Raw genomic sequence first — 20,016 nt, 5'->3', positions numbered from 1 at the left:
TCCTGCGCTAAAAAAACAGGACAGACGCACTGGACCGGACTAATTGCCAGTCTCTACCAACAACGCATCGACGCGCTGGAAGCCACGCGGCAACTTGTTGCCCCGACGACCGCGCTCGCCCTTGTAATGCTCCAGGTCATCAGCCTTGAGCGACAAGGTGCGTTTGCCGGCCTGCAGCACCAGCGTCGCGCCTTCCGGCAGCACCGCCAGGTCACTGACGTACTCCTCGCGGCTGGCCACCCGCTCACCGGGAACGCCGATGATCTTGTTGCCCTTGCCCTTGCCCAGTTGCGGCAGGTCGCTGATCTTGAAGATCAGCAGGCGGCCTTCGGTGGTCACCGCCGCCAGCCAGTTCTGCTCGCGATCGGTCACCGGCCGCGGCGCCATCACCTTCGAACCGTTGGGCAGGCTCAACAGCGTCTTGCCCGCCTTGTTCTTGGCCTGCAGGTCCTCACCCTTGACCACGAAGCCGTAGCCCGCGTCAGACGCAATGACATACAGCGCTTCGTCCTCCGGCAGCAGCACGCACTCGAAGCTCGCGCCCGGCGGTGGCGTCAGACGACCGGTCAGCGGTTCGCCCTGGCCACGCGCCGATGGCAGCGTGTGAGCCGCCACCGAGTAGCTGCGGCCGGTGGAGTCGATGAACACCGCAAACTGGTTGGAACGTCCGGCCGCCGCAGTCTTGAAGCCATCGCCAGCCTTATAGGACAAGCCGGTGGCGTCAATATCATGACCTTTTGCACAGCGAACCCAACCTTTTTCCGACAGAACGACTGTTACCGGCTCAGTGGGCATCAGTTCGTTTTCCGACAAAGCCTTGGCTTCGGCACGCGCAACGATCGGCGAACGGCGGTCATCGCCGTAGGTCTGCGCATCGGCAAGCAGCTCGCTGCGCACCAGTTTCTTCAGCTTGGCTTCGCTGGCCAGCAGCGCCAGCAGCTTGGCCTGCTCCTTGAGCAGTTCGTCCTGCTCGCCGCGCAACTTCATCTCTTCCAGGCGCGCCAGCTGACGCAGACGGGTATCGAGAATGTAGTCGGCCTGGATATCGTCGAGGGTGAACCGCTCGATCAGCTTGGCGCGGGGATGCTCCTCGGTGCGGATGATGTGGATCACTTCATCCAGGTTGAGGTAGGCGATCAACAAGCCGTCCAACAGGTGCAGGCGTCTCTCGACCTTGTCCAGACGGAACTTCAGGCGACGACGAACGGTGTTGATCCGGAACTCCAGCCACTCCACCAGCAGCGAACGCAGGTTCTTCAACTGCGGCTTGCCGTCCAGGCCGATGATATTGACGTTGACCCGGTAGCTGGACTCCAGGTCGGTGGTGGCGAACAGATGCTGCATCAGCTCTTCGGGATCGACCCGATTGGAGCGCGGGATGATCACGATACGGCACGGATGCTCGTGATCGGACTCATCACGCAGGTCGGCGACCATCGGCAGCTTCTTGGCCTGCATCTGCGCGGCGATCTGCTCCAGCACCTTGGCCCCGGAGACCTGGTGCGGCAAGGCATGCACCACGATGTCGCCATCCTCGACGCGGTAGACCGCCCGCATGCGCACCGAGCCACGTCCGGTTTCGTAGATTTTCAGCAGATCGGCCTGGGGCGTGATGATTTCCGCTTCGGTCGGATAGTCAGGCCCGGGGACGAACTTGCACAGATCCTCCACCGTGGCCTTGGGCTCATCGAGCAGGTGCACGCAGGCATTGGCGACTTCCCGCAGGTTGTGCGGCGGTACGTCGGTGGCCATGCCCACGGCGATACCGGTGGTGCCATTGAGCAGGATGTTCGGCAAACGTGCCGGCAATACAGCAGGCTCTTCCAGGGTGCCATCGAAGTTCGGCACCCAGTCCGCGGTGCCCTGGCCCAACTCGCTGAGCAGCACTTCGGAGTAGCGCGACAGCCGCGACTCGGTGTAGCGCATGGCGGCGAAGGACTTCGGATCATCCGGTGCCCCCCAGTTGCCCTGGCCGTCCACCAGCGTGTAACGGTAGCTGAACGGCTGCGCCATCAGCACCATCGCTTCATAGCAGGCCGAGTCGCCGTGGGGGTGGAACTTGCCGAGCACGTCACCGACGGTCCTGGCGGACTTCTTGTGCTTGGCATCGGCGTCCAGCCCCAGCTCACTCATGGCGTAGACGATCCGCCGTTGCACCGGCTTGAGGCCGTCGCCGATATGCGGCAGTGCACGGTCCATGATCACGTACATGGAGTAGTTGAGGTAGGCCTGTTCGGTGAAGTCAGCCAATGACCGGCGTTCCACGCCATCCAGGCTGAGATCAAGGGATTCGCTCATGCGGGCCTCATCAGTTCGTAGTCTGGCGCAGCAGCAAGGTGCCACCACGCTGGGTGAATTCAAGTTGTTTCAAAGCGCTCATGGCCGGGCACTCCAGCCGCCTGCCGGCGCGGCAAAGCGCCAGACGATCGGCCGGGCCTCGCCATCGGCGCGGGCCCCGTCGTTGTTGTCCAGGCCGATCCAGGCCCCGTCAGCGTCGACCACCAGGGCTTCGGCCAGACCGTAGTTCTGTGGATAACGCCGTGGCTCGGTCAGCGCCTCGGCGGCAAACGACCAGCAACGCTCGACCTCGCCAGTTTGCGCATCACGGCGACAGATCCGATAGGCGTTGCGCTCCAGGGTAAACAGCTTGCCCTCGAACAGCGACAGGTCGGCGAAGTCGCGGGTCACCGCCCTGGCGTTCGGGAACTGCGCTGGCTGCATCTGGTTGCCATCTTCGCTCATCAGCACGCAGGAGCCCTTGCAGTCCCATTGTGTCGATTGCCGCTCGAGCAGCAACAGGCCACGCCGCTCGCGTTCGGCCGCCAGCCACAGGCGATCGCCCCGCGGGCTGACAGCCAGGCCTTCGAACAGGGCATTGAAGTGCAGCAACATCCCATTGTCCCGTGCCTCGCTGACGAGCTTCGGGGCAATCGCCAGCCACTGCGGTGCCCCACTCGGCGGCACCTTCAGCACCGCCGCATGAGCCTCGCTGACGATATAGCGGTTACCCGCGTCGTCGCAGCTCAGCCCTTCGAAATCCAGCTCGCCACCGCGAATGAACGACGCCGCCCAGGTCTTCAGCCGCAGCCCCCAGGGCAGACCGCTGTCGGGTACCGACGGTACCTCCAGGTGCGTGCCCTCGGCCTTCCAGACCCGGCTCGAGGTGTCCAGCCGATACAGCAGGTCGTCGTCGCGATCCGAAATCGTCCACAATTCCCTGCCACACAGCGCCAACCCGGAGAGGTTGCCACCACGCATGCCCTCGACCGGATGCTCGGACAACAGCTTGAGCTCCGGTACCGAGTCGGCGAGCGCCGGCCATGCGACCAGCAGCAACAGCGCCGCGAGGGCTCTGCGCATCAGACCAGCACCTCCGCCAGGTCGCCCTTGGACTCCAGCCAGGTCTTGCGATCGCCGGCGCGTTTTTTCGCCAGCAGCATGTCCATGATTTCCGCGGTCGCGGCGAAATCGTCCAGGGTCAGTTGCACCAGGCGCCGGGTGTTGGGGTCCATGGTGGTTTCGCGCAGTTGCGGCGGGTTCATTTCACCCAGCCCCTTGAATCGGGTGACCTGCGGTTTGCCACGTTTCTTCTCGGCCACCAGGCGGTCGAGAATGCCGTCGCGCTCGGCTTCATCCAGCGCGTAGAAGATCTCCTTGCCGAGGTCGATCCGGTACAGCGGCGGCATCGCCACGTAGACGTGACCGGCATCCACCAGCGGGCGGAAATGCTGGACGAACAGCGCGCACAGCAGCGTGGCGATGTGCAGGCCGTCGGAGTCGGCGTCGGCAAGGATGCAGATCTTGCCGTAGCGCAGTTGGCTCATGTCCTCGGCGCCCGGATCGACGCCGATGGCCACGGCGATGTTGTGCACTTCCTGGCTGGCGAGCACTTCACCGCCGTCGACTTCCCAGGTGTTGAGGATCTTCCCGCGCAGCGGCAGGATCGCCTGGAACTCCTTGTCCCGCGCCTGCTTGGCCGAACCGCCGGCGGAATCACCCTCGACCAGGAACAGTTCGGAACGCAGCGGGTCCTGCCCGACGCAATCGGCCAGCTTGCCCGGCAGCGCCGGCCCCTGGGTGATGCGCTTGCGCTCGACCTTCTTGCTCGCCTTCAGGCGGCGCCCGGCGTTGCTGATAGCCAGTTCGGCCAGTTGCATGCCCAGCTCGGGGTTGGCGTTGAGCCACAGGCTGAAGGCATCCTTGACCACTCCGGAAACGAACGCGGCGGCCTCGCGGGACGACAGGCGTTCCTTGGTCTGCCCGGAGAACTGCGGTTCCTGCATCTTCATCGAAAGCACGAAGGCAATCCGCTCCCAGACGTCTTCCGGCGCCAGCTTGACGCCACGCGGCAGCAGGCTGCGGAACTCGCAGAACTCGCGCATGGCATCGAGCAGGCCCTGGCGCAGGCCGTTGACATGGGTACCGCCCTGGGCGGTCGGAATCAGGTTGACGTAGCTTTCCTGGAGGCTGTCGCCGCCTTCGGGCAACCACAGCAGGGCCCAGTCGACCGCCTCCTTGTTACCGGCCAGGCTGCCGCAGAACGGCTCGTCCGGCAGGCGTTCGAAACCGCTGACCGAATCCACCAGGTAGGAGCGCAGGCCGTCCTCGTAATGCCATTCGACCTTCTCGCCGGTGCCCTTGTCCTCGAAGCTGACCAGCAGCCCCGGGCACAGCACCGCCTTGGCCTTGAGCACATGCTTGAGGCGGCTGACGGAGAACTTCGGCGAGTCGAAGTACTTGGGGTCCGGCGAGAAATACACGCTGGTGCCGGTATTGCGCTTGCCGACACTGCCGACCACTTCCAGCTCGCTGGCCTTGAAGCCATCGGCGAAGGTCATCTGGTATTCGTTGCCGTCGCGCTTGACCTTGACCCGGACCTGGGTCGACAGCGCGTTGACCACGGAGATCCCCACGCCGTGCAGGCCGCCGGAGAACTGGTAGTTCTTGTTGGAGAACTTGCCGCCGGCATGCAGCTTGGTGAGGATCAGTTCGACACCGGATACGCCCTCTTCCGGGTGGATGTCCACCGGCATGCCGCGACCGTCGTCGCAGACCTCCAGGGAGTGGTCGGCATGCAGGATGACCTGCACCGACTTGGCATGCCCGGCCAGGGCCTCGTCGACACTGTTGTCGATGACTTCCTGGGCGAGGTGGTTCGGCCGACTGGTGTCGGTGTACATGCCCGGACGTTTACGCACCGGGTCGAGGCCCGAGAGGACTTCGATGGCGTCTGCGTTATAGGAGCTAGCGCTGGGAGTGGCCATGGGGTCTCTTCATCAGTCGTCTATGAATAGGGGTCATTCTCAAAGTGCAGAGAAATCGATCGCTTGGTACTTATCGGCAGCGATGCCGGCAAAACTGAGCAACGCCGGCAATTGTCGGGCAAAGCCCTGGAAACCGTGGTCGCCGCCGGCCTGGATACGCAAGGCGCACGCCCGGTAATACTGTTGCGCGGCGCGATAATCAAGGGTTTCGTCGGCCGTTTGCAACCATACCTGAAACCGTTGCGGGTCCTGCGGCGCTGGCACTTCCAGGGCGGCCAGGGCCGTCACGTGGTCAAGGGTCAGCTCCCAGGTTTCACCGCTGTAGAGGTTCTGCTGCGGGCCGAGAAAGCCGTCGAACAGCCGGTGCGGGCTGACCGCCGGGTTGACCAGCAGGGCCTTCAGGCCATGGCGCTCGGCCAGGTGAGTCGCATAGTAGCCGCCGAGCGAGCTGCCGACCAGCAGCGGACGTCCGAGTTCGGCGATCGCCGCCTCGAGCTGAGCCATCGCCTGGCGTGGATGATGGTGCAGGGCCGGGACCCGCAATTGTGCACCAAGCCCCAGAATCGCCATCACGTCTGTCAGTTGGGTGGCCTTCTTCGACTCGGGCGAACTGTTGAAGCCGTGGATATACAGGATCGAACCGGACATGTCATCGCTCGCTGGCGGGCAAAGACGCGCAGTTTAGCCTGAGTCCGGGGCCATGACTCGCCCTGAGATACTTCCTACCTATATTGGGGAAGTTCAGTAACCCGTACCGCCGTGATCGACGGTGAACTCGAAGTCCTGAACACGCGATACCCCGGTCTCCAGTTGGCCATCCGGATGCAGGCGCAGCCAACGGTAGCCGGGAGCCTTGTCGTCGAGCTTGAAATCTTCGCTGCCCGGCGCGAACTGGATACAGGTCGAGGGCGAGGCCAGCAGGCGCAGGCCCTGGTGCTCGCGGTCGAACTCCTGGTGGATATGCCCCCAGAGCAGGGCCCGCGCCTGGGGAAAGCGCTCCAGCACGGCGAACAGCGCCTGCGGATTGCGCAAGCCGATCGGCTCCATCCAGGCGCACTGGATCGATACCGGATGGTGGTGGAAACAGATCAGGTGATGACGCTCCGGCGCCTCACCGAGCGCGCGCTCCAGCAACTGCAACTGTTCATCCTGCAGAAACCCCGGCACCGAGCCCGGCACGGCGGAATCCAGCAGTGTCACGCGCCAGTTGCCGATATCCACCACCGGTTCCAGCAGGTCGCTGCCGGCGGCGGCCGCGGTCATTTCGCGCAGTTCGTCGTGGTTGCCGGGAAACCAGCGGGCCGGAGCCGGAATACGTCCGCTCATCCGGCGAAAGCACTGGTAGGACTCCAGCGTGCCGTCCTGGGACAGGTCGCCGCTGGCCAGCAGCAGGTCGATCCGCGGCTGTTCGGCCAGGACGCAATCGATCACCCGCTGCAGGCTGTCGCGGGTATTCATGCCCAGCAGCGTACCGTCCGCCTCGGCAAACAGATGGCTGTCGGACAGCTGGACCAACAGCACCGAGTCCGTGGTGGTCGATTGAGTGGCTACGCTCGACAAGGCGCTCTCTCCCGCAATTGCTGGCTGGACAGGTTTCAACCGATTCGTTCAAAACCGCATTGCGCGCAATTATGGTCAGGGAACCTGCAAAGAGGAAATGGCTGAAAACGGGCACAGTTCACATTTAGCCGGATACAACCCGATTAACGTACCGCTTCGAATTCATGACCACAGGCCAGGCAGTGGCTCAACCACTCGCCGAGGAAGATGTTGAGCTGGGCCTTCTCATCCGGCTGGTGCATGGCCGCGTTCGGATAGGGGTAGATACTGCGAAAGCGTCGTGCATGCTCGGCGCTGATGACCTCGGCCATGCGCGCATCGTGGTAGACCTGTACCTGCAACTGCGGCACCGGCAACCATGGCAGGCTGTGTTCCTGACGCACCAGCAGGGTGGTGGTGTAGGGACAGTCCTGCAGCACCTCCAGGGCCAGCACGCCAAGCATCTGGTCGCCCTGGGTCACGGCAATCCGGCGGGCGCGTTGCTGGTCGCGCATCTCGGGCAGCAGGCGCATGAGGCGGGCATAGTTCGCCTCGCAGGCTGCCTGCAGCCCGATCAGATCGACCCGATAACGCTCGCGCAGCAGACTTACGACCATAAGCCCCTCACTTCGGCACGATTCAACGCCAGCCACTGCAAGGCAATGATCGACGCCGCATTGATGATCCGCCCATCGCGCACGGCCTGCAGGGCATCATCGAAGGCCCAGACCGTCGCCCGGATGTCCTCGCTCTCCTCCACCAGCCCATACAGGCCGCCGGCCCCCTCGGTCTGGCAACGCCCCAGGTACAGATGAACGAACTCATTGCTGCCGCCAGGCGACGGGAAGTAGCGTGTGATCGGCCACAGCGCCTGCAGCGCCAGATCAGCTTCCTCCTGCGCCTCGCGATGGGCAACCTCTTCCGGCTGCTCGTCCTTGTCAATCAGGCCGGCCACCAGCTCGACCATCCATGGGTTGTCGGTCTTGTCCATGGCGCCGACCCGGAACTGCTCCAGCAATACCACTTCATCGCGCCGGGCATCGTAGGGCAGCACACACACCGCATCATGGCGCACGAACACCTCGCGATTGATCTCCTTGCCCATGCCACCGGCGAACAGCTCATGGCGCAGGTGCAGGCGATCAAGCCGGTAGAAGCCCTTGAAGCAGTTCTCCCGGCGAATGATCTCGACTTTCGTCGGACTGGACTTGCTGATGTCGGTCATGCTGATCCTCTTTGCTGTAGCGGCGAGGCTCCCCCTCGACTTCGCGCCATCCTAACGCGCCGACACCTGCTGATGCAGCCACTTTCCCATTGTCGGGATAGACGGCTGCCACCGAAACCTACTCTAATTAGCGTAGTGGCGAACCGAGTCCGCCGCTGACAGTCAAAGCACGCTCTCCCTGACCTATCTTTCGCCGACGAAGGACGTACATGTCGTTTCTAAAAATCGCCTCGCTGACCTGCATCGCCCTGACCCTCGGGGCGTGCCAGAGTCTGTTCCAACCCGCCACGCAGAAGCCGCTGGAGTTCAAGCGCGACGCCTGGGAACAGGTCAAGCCGGGCTGCAACGATCCGGACTGCCCGCTGGTGAACATCGACACGGTGCACTTTCCGAGCGAACCGCAACTGGACAGCCTGATCGAGCGCCGCCTGCTGCAGATGACCCAAGCCACGCCGTTGCCGACGTCGCTCAAGGCCTACCAGGATCAGTTCCTCGCCACCTCCGCCAGCCGCCAGGGCAGCTATCTGCAAGCCAAGGTACTCGAACAGCATGACGGCCTGGTGATCATCGAGCTGATCAGCTACCTGGACAACGGTACCCCCCAGGGCACGCCGAGTCGCAGCTTCATCAACTGGTCACGCGAGGAACACAAGGCCCTGACCCTGCAGGACATACTGCTGCCGGGCCAGGAAGAAGCCTTCTGGAAGTTGGTCAAGGTCGCCCACAACAGCTGGCAGATCAACAATCGCGTAGACCAGGACTTCGTTCGTACCTGGCCCTTCCAGACCACCCCGAACGTTGCCCTGACCAGCGACGGGGTACTGCTCAAGTACAACGTGACGACCATCGCGCCCTACGCCATGGGCCTGATCGACCTGAAGGTCGACTACTCGCGCCTCAACGGCATCCTCAAGCCCGAGCGGTTTCCCGCCCGGCAGTGAAGACCTTGCCCAACAGCAGTTGCAGCAGCCCTGCCAGCAGCAGCGACGGCAGGGTCGCACCGAGTTCCGGATGGAAACTGGCCAGCAGGTGGTAGGTGCCGATACCCCCCAGCCAGGCCAGCAGCGCCGACCAGCGCAAGGCTGGCGACACCACGACGCAACCACGCCGGCGCAGGATGAAGTGGTCGACCAGCACCACGCCGAACAGCGGCGCGAACACCGAGCCGATCAGCAGGAGGAAGTTCTGGTACTGCGCCAGGGGTGCCAGGCAGGCGATCAAGGTGCAGAGCACGCCGATGGCAAGGGCCAGTTGCTCGACCTTCAATGGCAGCAGGGTCCCGCTGGAGACCGCCGCCGAATGGATGTCGGCGAAAGCGTTTTCCGATTCGTCGAGCAGGATCAGCAGCAGCGGGATCCCCATCCCGGCACCCGCCAGGGCCAGCAGCAGGGCATTGACCTCGCCGCTCGGCGCAAAGGCCAGGGTGTAGGCCACGCCCAGGCTCATCAGCCACAGGTTGCCGATGAAGAAACCCAGCGCGGTGCCGCCGAACACACCTTGCGCACGCTTGCCGAACCGGGAGTAGTCGGCGATCAGCGGCAGCCAGGACAGCGGCATGGCAATCGCGATGTCGAAACCCACGGCGAACGCCATCGAACCATCGCCGGCCTGGGCCCACAGCGCCACCAGGTCGGCCTTGGCGAACAGGTTCCAGGTCAGCCACAGGCACGCCGCCAGCAACAGCCAGATACCCCACTTGCGCAGGATCTTGCGCACGAACGTCAGCGGACCGCTGACCGCCAGCAAGGTGGCCAGCGCGCCGAACAGCAGGGTCCAGAGCAACGGATTGGCAAGCAGGCTGCCTTCGCCGAAGGCCCGGCCACCGAGCAGGCTGGCGGCATCACGCATGACAATGATTTCGAACGCGCCCCACCCCACCAGTTGCAGCAGGTTGAGGATCGCCGGCAGGCTCGCTCCATACTGGCCGAGGCTGAGTTTCAAAGCAGCCATGGAAGCCAGTCCGGTATCGCTGCCGATCACACCGACGGCCGCCAGCAGCAGTACGCCGACCGCCGTACCAACCAGGATCGCCAGCAACGAGCCGGCCAGCCCCAACCCCGGCGCCAGCAGGGCACCGGTCTGCAGCACCATCAGGCCGATGCCGAGGGAGAACCACAGGGAAAACAGGTCGCGCGCGCCGAACACGCGCTTGTCGAGCGGGACGGCGAGATCGGGGGAATAGGTGCTGGCGGGTGTATTCACGGCTGCTCTCGAAAATAGGTGTATGGATTGCAAGGGCGATGGCGCGCTTGAGGGTCTATTCGCGGGCAAGCCACGCTCCTACAGTGCAGCGTCGTACGTGGGGCCTGCATACGACATGGCACTGTAGGAGCGTGGCTTGCCCGCGAAGGCGCCCTCACGGACGCCCCGATAGCTGCCCGGTCAGACCTTCCGGTACAACTGGCTGCCCTCGCGCTTGAAGCGCTCGGCCTGCTCGGCCATACCCTGCACCGCATCCGCATCGACCGCCTCGATCCGCTGGTTGGCCGCATAGTCGCGGACTTCCTGGGTGATCTTCATCGAGCAGAACTTCGGCCCGCACATGGAACAGAAATGCGCGACCTTGGCCGAATCCTTGGGCAGCGTCTCGTCGTGGAACGCACGGGCGGTGTCCGGGTCCAGACCGAGGTTGAACTGATCTTCCCAGCGGAATTCGAAGCGCGCCTTGCTCAGCGCGTTGTCGCGGATCTGCGCCCCCGGATGCCCCTTGGCGAGGTCGGCGGCGTGGGCGGCGATCTTGTAGGTGATGATCCCGGTCTTCACGTCATCCTTGTTCGGCAGGCCCAGGTGCTCCTTGGGCGTGACGTAGCAGAGCATGGCGCAGCCGAACCAGCCGATCATCGCCGCACCGATGCCGGAGGTGATGTGGTCGTAGCCCGGCGCGATGTCGGTGGTCAGCGGGCCGAGGGTGTAGAACGGTGCCTCGTCGCAGCACTCCAGCTGCTTGTCCATGTTCTCCTTGATCAACTGCATCGGCACGTGGCCAGGGCCTTCGATCATGCACTGCACATCATGCTTCCAGGCGATCTTGGTCAGCTCGCCGAGGGTTTCCAGCTCGCCGAACTGCGCTTCGTCGTTGGCATCGGCAATCGAGCCCGGACGCAGGCCATCGCCCAGCGAGAAGCTGACGTCGTAGGCCTTCATGATTTCGCAGATTTCCTCGAAATGGGTGTAGAGGAAGTTTTCCTTGTGGTGCGCCAGGCACCACTTGGCCATGATCGAACCGCCACGGGAGACGATCCCGGTGACCCGCTTGGCGGTCAGCGGCACATAGCGCAGCAACACGCCGGCGTGAATGGTGAAATAGTCGACGCCCTGCTCGGCCTGTTCGATCAGGGTGTCGCGGAACAGCTCCCAGGTCAGGTCTTCGGCCACGCCGTTGACCTTCTCCAGGGCCTGGTAGATCGGCACGGTGCCGATCGGCACCGGCGAGTTGCGGATGATCCACTCGCGGGTTTCATGGATGTGCTTGCCGGTGGACAGGTCCATGACCGTGTCCGAGCCCCAGCGGATCCCCCAGGTCAGCTTGGCCACTTCTTCCTCGATGGAAGAGCCCAGGGCGCTGTTGCCGATGTTGCCGTTGATCTTCACCAGGAAGTTGCGGCCGATGATCATCGGCTCCAGCTCCACGTGGTTGATGTTCGCCGGGATGATCGCCCGGCCGCGGGCGATTTCCTCGCGGACGAACTCGGGCGTGATCTCTTTCGGGATGCTCGCGCCAAAGCTGTGGCCGGCGTGCTGCTGGTCGAGCAGGCCGGCGGCGCGGGCTTCCTGCAGCTTGAGGTTCTCGCGGATGGCGACGTATTCCATTTCGGCGGTAATGATGCCCTGGCGGGCGTAGTGCATCTGGGTGACGTTGGCCCCGGCCTTGGCCCGGCGCGGGTTGTTGACGTGGGCGAAGCGCAGCTTGGTCAGTTCCGGATCGGCCAGGCGCTGCTGGCCGAAATTAGAGCTCAGCCCCGCCAGGCGCTCGGTGTCGCCACGGCTGTCGATCCACGGCGAGCGGACATCGGCCAGGCCCTTGCGCACGTCGATGGTCACGTTCGGGTCGGTGTACGGGCCGGAAGTATCGTAGACCAGCACCGGCGCATTGATCTCGCCGCCGAAATCGGTCGGGGTCACATCGAGGCTGATTTCGCGCATCGGCACGCGGATATCCGGGCGCGAACCCTGGACGTAGATTTTTTGCGAGCGGGGAAAGGGTTGAACCGACTGCTCGTCGACCTTGGCCGAATCGCTGAGGTTCGCGGCGTCTTTTAATCTTGTACTCATCACGGGCTCTCCAGACTGCATCCAGGTGGATTGTCGGGACGAACCTGAAATGCACGGACGCACCATGACTGGCGCTGTGCCTTGCCCGGACCTGCGTTGTTCGATTGTCGAACAACATCCCGGACGCGGCACAAGAGGACTCGCCGGGAGACGAGCAATCTTGTTCCCTACGCAGGCGCTAACCTGATCAGGTTCAACGGGATCCGGAATTATCCGATCTCAGCCTCACAGCAAGGCACCCCGACAAGAACGCGGCGAGTGTAGACCAAGACCGCGACATAACGCCACCACCCTCGTATCCGTCTGGATAAATGGCCGATATGCAGGATTGTTGCGAGCCCCGACGACAACTACACTCGCCTACGGCTTGACGCTACGCCCGGCGCACATTAGCCTCGGCCCCGAATTACAACCGTAATATTTACTCCAAGGATCGCCTCATGCTGCGCAAACTATCACTGGCCCTGGCCGTGTCTTGTGCGACCAACGGACTGGTCTGGGCAACTGAAGCGCCCTTGTCGACCAAGACCGACCTGGTCAGCGTCTACCAGGAAGCCCTGGACAACAACGCCGACCTGGCCGCCGCCCGCGCCGATTACGACGCGCGCAAGGAAGTCGTGCCCCAGGCCCGGGCCGGATTGCTGCCGAACCTGTCGGCCGGCGCCAGCAGCAATAACGTGCACACCTCGATCGACCGGCCCTCGGTGACCACCAACCGCAGCGCCAATGTCTACCAGGCCACCCTGAGCCAGCCGATCTTCCGCGCCGACCGCTGGTTCCAGCTCCAGGCGGCCAAGGACGTCAACGAACAGGCCGCGCTGCAACTCTCGGCCACCGAACAGAACCTGATCCTGCAGAGCGCCGAACGCTATTTCGCGGTGCTGCGCGCCCAGGACACCCTGGCCTCGACCAAGGCCGAGGAAGCGGCGTTCAAGCGCCAGCTGGACCAGTCCAACGAACGCTTCGACGTCGGCCTGTCGGACAAGACCGACGTCCTGCAGTCCCAGGCCAGCTACGACACCTCGCGAGCCAACCGCATCGTCGCCCAGCGCCAGGTCGAGGATGCGTTCGAAGCCCTGATCACCCTGACCAACCGTCAGTACAACTCGATCCAGGGGATTGTCCATACCCTGCCGGTGCTGGCCCCGACGCCGAACGACGCCAAGGCCTGGGTCGATACCGCGGCCAAACAGAACCTGAACCTGCTGGCGAGCAACTACGCGGTCAGCGCAGCGGAGGAAACCCTCAAGCAGCGCAAGGCCGGCCACGCCCCGACCCTTGATGCCGTCGCCCAGTATCAGGCCGGCGACAACGACGGTTTCGGCCTGACCAACCCCAATACCCTGGGCCAGAACTATGGCGGGCCGGTGAAGCAGACCACCGTCGGCCTGCAACTGAACATCCCGCTGTACAGCGGCGGCCTGACCAGTTCCCAGGTGCGCGAGTCCTATTCGCGCCTGAGCCAGACCGAACAGCAGCGTGAAGCCCTGCGCCGCCAGGTGGTGGAGAACACCCGCAACCTGCATCGTGCGGTCAACACCGACGTGGAACAGGTTCAGGCCCGCAAGCAGTCGATCATCTCCAACCAGAGTGCACTGGAAGCGACCGAGATCGGCTACCAGGTGGGTACGCGCAATATCGTCGACGTGCTCGATGCCCAGCGCCAGCTGTACACCTCGGTGCGCGACTACAACAACACCCGCTACGACTACATTCTCGACAACCTGCGCCTGAAGCAGGCGGCGGGCACCTTGAGCCCGGACGACCTGAGTGCCCTGTCGCGCTACCTGAAGGCCGACTACAACCCGGACAAGGACTTCCTGCCGCCGGACCTGGCGAAAGCCGCATCGGCCAACCTCAAGGCGCCATCGCAGCGCTGACGCAAGCCGGATTTATCCGCGAAGCCTTGGGCGGCCTTAAAAGGATTACTCGCGGATGGATCCTGCTCCCGCAAGCAGGCGCGCAAGCCCATCCAGCAGGCGCTGCAACGCGCCCTGGTTGGCCAGCATCACCTTCAGCCCCGCCTCGCCCATCCGGCGGGCGTCCTGTGGCAGCTCGAACAGACTCCGAACGGCCACTGCCAACCCCTCGGCATCATCGACTTCCTGCAGCGCACCCGCCTCGCGCATCAGCGCGGCGATCTCGAGGAAGTTGAACAGGTGCGGCCCGCTCAGGACCGGCTTGCACAGGGCCGCCGGCTCCAGCAGGTTGTGGCCGCCATTGGGCACCAGGCTGCCGCCGACGAAGGCACTGTCGGCCAGGGCATAGAGAAACAGCAGTTCGCCCATGGTGTCACCGAGCAGCACCGAATCCTGCGCCCCCACCGGTTCCGCGGTCGAACGCCGGACCGTCGGGAAACCCTGCTGGCGACAGAGTTCGAAGACGCTGTGGAAACGCTCGGGGTGCCGCGGCACCAGAATCAGCAAGGCATCCGGGTAACTGCCCAGCAATTGCCGATGTGCCGCCAGGATCACCTCGTCCTCGCCTTCGTGGGTGCTCGCGGCAATCCACACCGGACGCTGTTGCGCCTGCCACTGCTCGCGCAACTCGGCGGCCCGCACCAGCAGTTGCGGATCGACGCTCAGGTCGAATTTGATCGAACCGGTGACCTCGACGGACTCGGCCCGCGCCCCCAACTGCCGGAAACGCTCGGCCTCGGCTTCGGTCTGCACCGCGATCAGGCTCATTTCCTCGAGCATCGGCCGGGTCAAGCGGGCAAAGCGGGCATAGCCCCTGGCCGAGCGCGCCGACAGCCGCGCATTGGCCAGGGCCACCGGAATCCCGCGCCGGGCGCATTGGTGGATGTGATTGGGCCACAGCTCGGTTTCCATGATCACCGCCAGCCGGGGGCGTACCGTGTCGAGGAAACGCGCCGCCGCCCAGGGCAAGTCGTAGGGCAGGTAGCAATGCTGGATACGCGGCTCATTGGCGAACAGCGCCTGGATTCGCTCCGAGCCGGTGGGCGTCATGCAGGTCACGGTGATCGGCAACTCCGGGTAGCGTGCCAGCAGCGCCCGGATCATCGGTGCGGCGGCAATGCTCTCGCCCACCGAGACCGCATGCACCCAGATCCCGCCCGGGCGCATCGGCGGCAGGCCCCGGGCGAAACGTTCGCAGATCCGTCGGGCATAGGCCGGCGCCTTGCGCGCCCGCAGCCACAGACGCACGGCCACCAGCGGCAGCCCCAGATGAAACAGCAGGGTGTAGAGAGTTCTATTCATGGCCACGGAGTTTACTGTGTTTTCAGCCGATCGCCTGCAAGTGTTCGGCAAAACGCTCGGCCAACCAGCGTCCTGCCGGCCCCAGGGGCTCGTCGCGACGCCAGACCAGTTCGACGACCAGCGCCGGCGGCGTCCACTCGCTGACCAGCTCGACCATCTGCCCCTGGTACGTCGGATACTGCACCACGTGACGCGGCAGCCAGGCCCAGCCCAGGCCGCGGATCAACCATTCAGCCATCACGTAGAAACTGTCGGCCCGCCAGACCTGTGGGCTGGCCGCCTCGCTGCCGGGGTAGACACTCGACTGCGTCGACATCAGCAACTGCCGGTGCTGGGCCAGTTGCTGACAATTGACCCGTGCCAACTCCGCCATCGGGTGGCCGACGCCGCATACCGTGACCATCTCGATACTGCCCAGCACCCGTCGCTCCAGGGCTTCGGGAATCTGGTCGTGGTAGAACAGCAGGCCCAGGTCGGCACGTCGCTCCACCAGCTTGCGCGCCACATCGCCCTGGGCCGCGCTGGTCAATTGCACCTCGAGATTTGGAAAGCGGTTGGCCAGGGCTTCCAGGCTGTCGACCACCGACTGGTAGGGCATCGCCTCATCCTGTGCCAGACGCAGACAGGCTTCCTGACCCCGCATCAGCGACAGGGCCCGCCCATTGAGACGCTCGCACTGACGCAGCACTTCGCGCGCTTCCTCCAGCAGCGACTCCCCCGCCGCCGTCAGCCGCGGCTGGCGGCCGCTGCTGCGCTCGAACAACAGCACACCGAGGTCATCCTCAAGCAGGGCAATCGCCGAACTGACCGCCGATTGGGCCTTGCGCTGATGACGGGCCACCGCAGAGAAAGAACGCCGCTCGGCGACCTCGACGAACAGCCGCATCTGCTCCAGATTCCATTGCATGGGCGGAACAACCTATCTTCTATACAGATAGGTAATGACTTTACCCCATCTGGGCGACCGCTAAAATGCCGACCTCATCAGCAGGCCCAAAAGATAGGGGAGATCACTTCATGAATGCCTACTACTACCTCGCCATCGCCATTTGCGCCGAAGTCATCGCCACTGTCTCCATGAAAGCGGTCAAGGGCCTGAGCACACCACTGCCCCTGGCCCTGATCATCGTCGGCTATGCCACCGCCTTCTGGATGCTCACCCTGGTGGTGCGCACGGTGCCGGTAGGTGTGGCCTACGCGGTCTGGGCCGGCATGGGCATCGTGATGGTCAGCGTCGCCGCGCTGTTCCTCTACGGCCAGAAGCTGGATGTGCCGGCCATGCTCGGCATGGCGCTGATCGTGCTCGGCGTGGTGGTGATCCAGCTGTTCTCGAAAACCGCCGGGCATTGATGGCAGGCCGTCGACGCCTCTTCCGAACCTGTATACTGCGGCCTTAGTCAGAACAACCGAGGTCGCTGCATGCCATCCGCTATATCCACCGATGTCCTGATTGTCGGCGCCGGCGTCGCCGGCCTCTGGCTGAATGCGCGCCTGCGCCGCCAGGGCTTTTCGACGGTGCTGGTGGAAAGCGCCAGCCTGGGCGGTGGCCAGAGCGTGAAGTCCCAGGGCATCATCCATGGCGGCGCCAAGTACGCGCTGCATGGCGCACTGACCGGCGCTTCTGAAGCCATCGCCGACATGCCGCGCCGCTGGCGCGAGGCCCTGGCCGGCAGCGGTGAACTCGACCTCACCGGCGTACGCCTGCTGTCGGACGCCCATTACCTCTGGTCCCCCGGCACCCTGGCCGGCAACCTCACCAGCTTCTTCGCCAGCAAGGCCGTGCGCGGCCGGGTCGACCAGGTCAAGGGCGACCAGTTGCCAGCGGCCCTGCAGAACCCGCGCTTCAAGGGCAAGGTCTATCGCCTGGCCGAACTGGTGGTCGACGTCCCCAGCCTGATTGCACGCCTGGCCGAACTGGCGGGCGATGGCCTGCTCGCCGGGCAGAAAATCGAACCTCTGCGCGAAGACGGGCAACTGGTCGGCCTGCGCGTCGATGACCGCGAAATCCGCGCCCAGCGCATCGTGCTCAGTGCCGGGGCCGGCAACGCCGAGCTGCTGGGCGCGCTGGGCCTGAGCCAGCCGGCGATGCAGAGACGCCCGCTGCACATGGTGCTGGTCAAGGGCCCGAGCCTCAAGCCGCTGTACGCCCATTGCCTGGGCGGCGGTCCCAAGCCAAGGATCACCGTGACCAGCCATCCGGCGGCCGATGGCCAATGGGTCTGGTACCTGGGCGGCGATATCGCCGAGGCCGACGGTGTGGCGCGCGACAGCGCCGAACAGATCGCCGCCGCGCGCAAGGAGCTCGACAACCTGTTGCCCTGGATCGACCAGAGCCAGAGCCGCTGGGCCACCCTGCGGGTCGACCGCGCCGAACCCCAGCAATCGGGCCTGACCCGCCCGGACAATGCCTTTCTCGCCGAAGACGGGCGCCTGCTGGTCGGTTGGCCGACGAAGCTGGCGCTGGCCCCGGACTTCGCCGACCGGGTCATCGCCAGCCTGCAGCGCGACGCTATCCAGCCGAGCCATCCGCCGGCACTGCCGCAGCTGCCACGCCCACCCCTCACGCAAACCGCCTGGGAGCAACTGCTGCCATGAGCCAGCCAACCCTGCACGACCTGCACCGGCCCCTGGGCAGCACCGGCCTGAGCGTCTCGCCACTGGGCCTGGGCACCGTGAAACTGGGCCGCGACCAGGGCGTCAAATACCCTAGCGGCTTCCAGATCCCCGACGACCAGGACGCTCGCCAACTGCTCAAGCTGACCCGCGACCTGGGCATCAACCTGATCGACACCGCCCCGGCCTACGGCCGTAGCGAGGAACGCCTCGGCCCGCTGCTGCGTGGGCAGCGCCATGAATGGGTGATCGTCAGCAAGGTCGGCGAGGAATTCGAGGCTGGCCAGTCGCGCCACGACTTCAGCGCCGGGCATACCCGTCTTTCCGTGGAGCGCAGCCTGCAACGCCTGGAAACCGACTTCATCGACCTGGTGCTGGTCCACTCCGACGGCAACGACCTGGCAATCCTCGAACAGAGCGATGTCTACCAGACCCTGGCCGGCCTCAAGCGCGAAGGCAAGATCCGCGCCTTCGGCTTTTCCGGAAAAACCGTCGAGGGTGGCCTGAAATCTCTTGAGCAGGGCGATTGCGCGATGGTCACCTACAATCTGAACGAACAGGCCGAAAGAGCGGTCATTGACTATGCAGCTGCCCACGGCAAGGCGATTCTGGTAAAAAAGGCCCTGGCCAGCGGTCATGCCTGCCTGAGCCCAGGTGTCGATCCGGTACGCGCCAGCTTCGAGTTGCTGTTCGGGCATCCCGGCGTCGCCAGCGCTATCGTCGGTACCATCAATCCGCTACACCTGGCCCATAATGTGGCAACCGTAGCCCGGGTCATTCGCCAGAACTGATGCCGCCCACGCGGCCGACCCCGACGCAAGAAGGAGCCGACATGCCGCGAACACTGATCAGAAAGAACCCCAGCAACTTCAAGACCCTGCCCCTGTTCGTCGAAGCGACTCCCGAAGGCCTGAGCTACCAGAGCGTCGGGATGCCGCTGAACTTTGCGCAGATCCTGCACAGGCGCAAGCCGGTGAACGTCGCCGATGCCGGACGTTTTGCCGTGGAACTGGCCAACCTCGGGGTTTCGGTGCGGCTCACCCTGCACTGGCAGAACCGCGACTACTGGGTACTGGTCCGCCAGCGCCGGCAGGACCGCGGCGACGTGGTACTCAAACTGATTTCCGGCTATGTCCCGGCCCAGGAACTGAACCTGCCGCTGCACACCGCCATCCAGGAGATCGCCGAGGAATGCCTGCTGGAAACACCGGAAGGCTGGCTCAGCGGGCGGTTCAATGACACCTGGCTGCCGACGCCCTATTCCGCCGCGCTGCACTACCGCGAGGCGCTGCCGTTTCGCCTGACGCCGCTGTCCGGCTCGGCCTTGCCGGTACGCTGTGGCGCCCAACAGCTGCTGGAGCGGCCGCGGGCCTATGTGCACCTGCCGACCGCATCGCTGCAGTTGATCTACGACCTGCGCCTGGACGTACCTCGGGAGGCCAAGCCCCTGAGCCTGTTCCATGTCGACGAGCGGTTGGAAAACGATGAACTGGTGGCGCGCCTGAACCGCTCCCGGCCCGACCTCTACCTGATGCCATTGAAGGACGGCCAGCCCTGTGCCGAGCTGTATACCCTGAAGAAGGATCAGTTGATTGCCGCCAGCACGCGCGGCCTGTATCTGGCGGAAAGCTTTGCCCGCCAGGATGGCTGGCTGGTGCGCGATGAGCGGGTGCGCTGGAAGGATTGGGTCCGCCAGCAGGGGCTGACGGAACCGGAAAAGGACTCGAGGTTCAGGCGCCTGACCGGCAAGGCCCGGCAGCTTCTGCGCAAGATGGTACCGGCCAAGGCCGGGCGCTGACAGCGGCGCAACCGCGCGGGTCGGGTAACGGACGGTGAATCCGTTATGCCGCTGTTCGCGGATAAACCCGGCTCCTGCAGGAGC

General features: G+C 64.5%; 17 protein-coding genes, 1 pseudogene and 1 riboswitch. Of the genes and pseudogenes, 6 read left to right on the top strand and 12 right to left on the bottom strand.

The genetic code is table 11. From position 1 onward, the window contains the following. Positions 1-39: 39 nt before the first annotated feature. The 8 genes and pseudogenes from parC to ACMGT0_RS03490 all read right to left on the bottom strand — a co-directional run bounded on the left by parC (position 40) and on the right by ACMGT0_RS03490 (position 8,028). On the bottom strand, positions 40-2,298 hold the full coding sequence (gene parC / locus ACMGT0_RS03525) for a DNA topoisomerase IV subunit A (protein ID WP_416771504.1): 2,259 nt from the start codon (positions 2,296-2,298) through the stop codon (positions 40-42). Positions 2,299-2,308: 10 nt separating this feature from the next. Further along, a pseudogene (locus tag ACMGT0_RS03520) lies at positions 2,309-2,380 on the bottom strand (TIGR02281 family clan AA aspartic protease); the annotation flags it as partial. Beyond that, positions 2,377-3,360, bottom strand: coding sequence for an esterase-like activity of phytase family protein (locus ACMGT0_RS03515; protein WP_416771502.1), 984 nt, complete (start codon positions 3,358-3,360; stop codon positions 2,377-2,379). The gene ACMGT0_RS03515 and the pseudogene ACMGT0_RS03520, both read right to left, overlap by 4 nt. Then, entirely contained in the window at positions 3,360-5,264 is a 1,905-nt protein-coding gene (gene parE / locus ACMGT0_RS03510) for a DNA topoisomerase IV subunit B (RefSeq protein ID WP_054059403.1), read from the bottom strand. Before parE ends, ACMGT0_RS03515 begins: the two co-directional genes overlap by 1 nt. A gap of 39 nt (positions 5,265-5,303) precedes the next feature. Then, entirely contained in the window at positions 5,304-5,912 is a 609-nt protein-coding gene (locus tag ACMGT0_RS03505; RefSeq protein ID WP_054059402.1) for a YqiA/YcfP family alpha/beta fold hydrolase, read from the bottom strand. 93 nt (positions 5,913-6,005) lie between these two features. Beyond that, positions 6,006-6,824, bottom strand: a complete 819-nt coding sequence (gene cpdA, locus ACMGT0_RS03500; protein WP_054059401.1) for a 3',5'-cyclic-AMP phosphodiesterase — start codon at positions 6,822-6,824, stop codon at positions 6,006-6,008. A gap of 143 nt (positions 6,825-6,967) precedes the next feature. Continuing rightward, complete coding sequence (locus tag ACMGT0_RS03495) at positions 6,968-7,420, bottom strand: DUF1249 domain-containing protein (protein WP_054059400.1); 453 nt, start codon at positions 7,418-7,420, stop codon at positions 6,968-6,970. Continuing rightward, positions 7,411-8,028 (bottom strand): NUDIX domain-containing protein, encoded by a 618-nt coding sequence (locus ACMGT0_RS03490; protein WP_054059399.1) that lies wholly within the window; start codon positions 8,026-8,028, stop codon positions 7,411-7,413. The genes ACMGT0_RS03495 and ACMGT0_RS03490 overlap by 10 nt, the downstream gene beginning before the upstream one ends. Positions 8,029-8,237: 209 nt before the next feature. Between ACMGT0_RS03490 and ACMGT0_RS03485 the strand changes: the two genes are divergently transcribed. Then, the gene (locus ACMGT0_RS03485) at positions 8,238-8,969 is read left to right on the top strand and encodes an RsiV family protein (protein WP_416771500.1); all 732 of its coding nucleotides are present in this window, start codon (positions 8,238-8,240) and stop codon (positions 8,967-8,969) included. Here ACMGT0_RS03485 and cytX read toward each other — a convergent pair. Together cytX and thiC are read right to left on the bottom strand one after the other, a co-directional pair. Beyond that, positions 8,938-10,230, bottom strand: a complete 1,293-nt coding sequence (cytX, locus tag ACMGT0_RS03480) for a putative hydroxymethylpyrimidine transporter CytX (RefSeq protein WP_054059397.1) — start codon at positions 10,228-10,230, stop codon at positions 8,938-8,940. The genes ACMGT0_RS03485 and cytX overlap by 32 nt on opposite strands. Positions 10,231-10,410: 180 nt before the next feature. Next, a complete protein-coding gene (thiC, locus tag ACMGT0_RS03475; RefSeq protein ID WP_054062126.1) occupies positions 10,411-12,300 on the bottom strand; it encodes a phosphomethylpyrimidine synthase ThiC in 1,890 nt (629 codons plus the stop codon). A gap of 147 nt (positions 12,301-12,447) precedes the next feature. Continuing rightward, a riboswitch (TPP riboswitch) is annotated at positions 12,448-12,553 on the bottom strand. 187 nt (positions 12,554-12,740) lie between these two features. On the opposite strand from thiC, the gene ACMGT0_RS03470 reads away from it, so the two are divergent. Beyond that, positions 12,741-14,180, top strand: a complete 1,440-nt coding sequence (locus tag ACMGT0_RS03470; protein ID WP_054059395.1) for a TolC family outer membrane protein — start codon at positions 12,741-12,743, stop codon at positions 14,178-14,180. 45 nt (positions 14,181-14,225) lie between these two features. Here the strand turns inward: ACMGT0_RS03470 and waaA are convergent, their stop codons facing one another. Beyond that, a complete protein-coding gene (gene waaA / locus ACMGT0_RS03465; RefSeq protein ID WP_416771497.1) occupies positions 14,226-15,521 on the bottom strand; it encodes a lipid IV(A) 3-deoxy-D-manno-octulosonic acid transferase in 1,296 nt (431 codons plus the stop codon). A gap of 22 nt (positions 15,522-15,543) precedes the next feature. Beyond that, complete coding sequence (locus tag ACMGT0_RS03460) at positions 15,544-16,428, bottom strand: LysR family transcriptional regulator (protein ID WP_416771495.1); 885 nt, start codon at positions 16,426-16,428, stop codon at positions 15,544-15,546. A gap of 110 nt (positions 16,429-16,538) precedes the next feature. Here ACMGT0_RS03460 and ACMGT0_RS03455 point away from each other — a divergent pair, with 110 nt between their 5' ends. The 4 genes from ACMGT0_RS03455 (at position 16,539) to ACMGT0_RS03440 (ending at position 19,932) form a co-directional block, all read left to right on the top strand. Beyond that, the gene (locus ACMGT0_RS03455; RefSeq protein ID WP_054059392.1) at positions 16,539-16,871 is read left to right on the top strand and encodes a DMT family transporter; all 333 of its coding nucleotides are present in this window, start codon (positions 16,539-16,541) and stop codon (positions 16,869-16,871) included. Positions 16,872-16,940: 69 nt separating this feature from the next. Then, on the top strand, positions 16,941-18,116 hold the full coding sequence (locus ACMGT0_RS03450) for an NAD(P)/FAD-dependent oxidoreductase (protein ID WP_416771493.1): 1,176 nt from the start codon (positions 16,941-16,943) through the stop codon (positions 18,114-18,116). Further along, positions 18,113-18,925 carry an aldo/keto reductase gene (locus tag ACMGT0_RS03445; protein ID WP_054062121.1) on the top strand — a complete coding sequence of 271 codons (813 nt, stop codon included), beginning with the start codon at positions 18,113-18,115 and terminating at the stop codon, positions 18,923-18,925. The genes ACMGT0_RS03450 and ACMGT0_RS03445 overlap by 4 nt, the downstream gene beginning before the upstream one ends. 41 nt (positions 18,926-18,966) lie before the next feature. Beyond that, a complete protein-coding gene (locus tag ACMGT0_RS03440; protein ID WP_054056548.1) occupies positions 18,967-19,932 on the top strand; it encodes a hypothetical protein in 966 nt (321 codons plus the stop codon). Positions 19,933-20,016 lie beyond the last annotated feature (84 nt).

The sequence above is a fragment of the Pseudomonas sp. RHF3.3-3 genome (assembly GCF_048069595.1).
Lineage (GTDB): Bacteria > Pseudomonadota > Gammaproteobacteria > Pseudomonadales > Pseudomonadaceae > Aquipseudomonas > Aquipseudomonas fuscovaginae_B.
The sequence above is the reverse complement of the archived record's forward strand: the minus strand, read 5'-3'. Positions and strand labels throughout refer to the sequence as shown.

Excerpts from the sequence above, each read along its gene's own strand:
- parC (WP_416771504.1), bottom strand. The coding sequence starts at position 2,298 with ATGAGCGAATCCCTTGATCTCAGCCTGGATGGCGTGGAACGCCGGTCA.
- ACMGT0_RS03515 (WP_416771502.1), bottom strand. The coding sequence starts at position 3,360 with ATGCGCAGAGCCCTCGCGGCGCTGTTGCTGCTGGTCGCATGGCCGGCG.
- parE (WP_054059403.1), bottom strand. The coding sequence starts at position 5,264 with ATGGCCACTCCCAGCGCTAGCTCCTATAACGCAGACGCCATCGAAGTC.
- ACMGT0_RS03505 (WP_054059402.1), bottom strand. The coding sequence starts at position 5,912 with ATGTCCGGTTCGATCCTGTATATCCACGGCTTCAACAGTTCGCCCGAG.
- ACMGT0_RS03495 (WP_054059400.1), bottom strand. The coding sequence starts at position 7,420 with ATGGTCGTAAGTCTGCTGCGCGAGCGTTATCGGGTCGATCTGATCGGG.
- ACMGT0_RS03490 (WP_054059399.1), bottom strand. The coding sequence starts at position 8,028 with ATGACCGACATCAGCAAGTCCAGTCCGACGAAAGTCGAGATCATTCGC.
- ACMGT0_RS03485 (WP_416771500.1), top strand. The coding sequence starts at position 8,238 with ATGTCGTTTCTAAAAATCGCCTCGCTGACCTGCATCGCCCTGACCCTC.
- thiC (WP_054062126.1), bottom strand. The coding sequence starts at position 12,300 with ATGAGTACAAGATTAAAAGACGCCGCGAACCTCAGCGATTCGGCCAAG.
- ACMGT0_RS03470 (WP_054059395.1), top strand. The coding sequence starts at position 12,741 with ATGCTGCGCAAACTATCACTGGCCCTGGCCGTGTCTTGTGCGACCAAC.
- waaA (WP_416771497.1), bottom strand. The coding sequence starts at position 15,521 with ATGAATAGAACTCTCTACACCCTGCTGTTTCATCTGGGGCTGCCGCTG.
- ACMGT0_RS03460 (WP_416771495.1), bottom strand. The coding sequence starts at position 16,428 with ATGCAATGGAATCTGGAGCAGATGCGGCTGTTCGTCGAGGTCGCCGAG.
- ACMGT0_RS03455 (WP_054059392.1), top strand. The coding sequence starts at position 16,539 with ATGAATGCCTACTACTACCTCGCCATCGCCATTTGCGCCGAAGTCATC.
- ACMGT0_RS03450 (WP_416771493.1), top strand. The coding sequence starts at position 16,941 with ATGCCATCCGCTATATCCACCGATGTCCTGATTGTCGGCGCCGGCGTC.
- ACMGT0_RS03445 (WP_054062121.1), top strand. The coding sequence starts at position 18,113 with ATGAGCCAGCCAACCCTGCACGACCTGCACCGGCCCCTGGGCAGCACC.
- ACMGT0_RS03440 (WP_054056548.1), top strand. The coding sequence starts at position 18,967 with ATGCCGCGAACACTGATCAGAAAGAACCCCAGCAACTTCAAGACCCTG.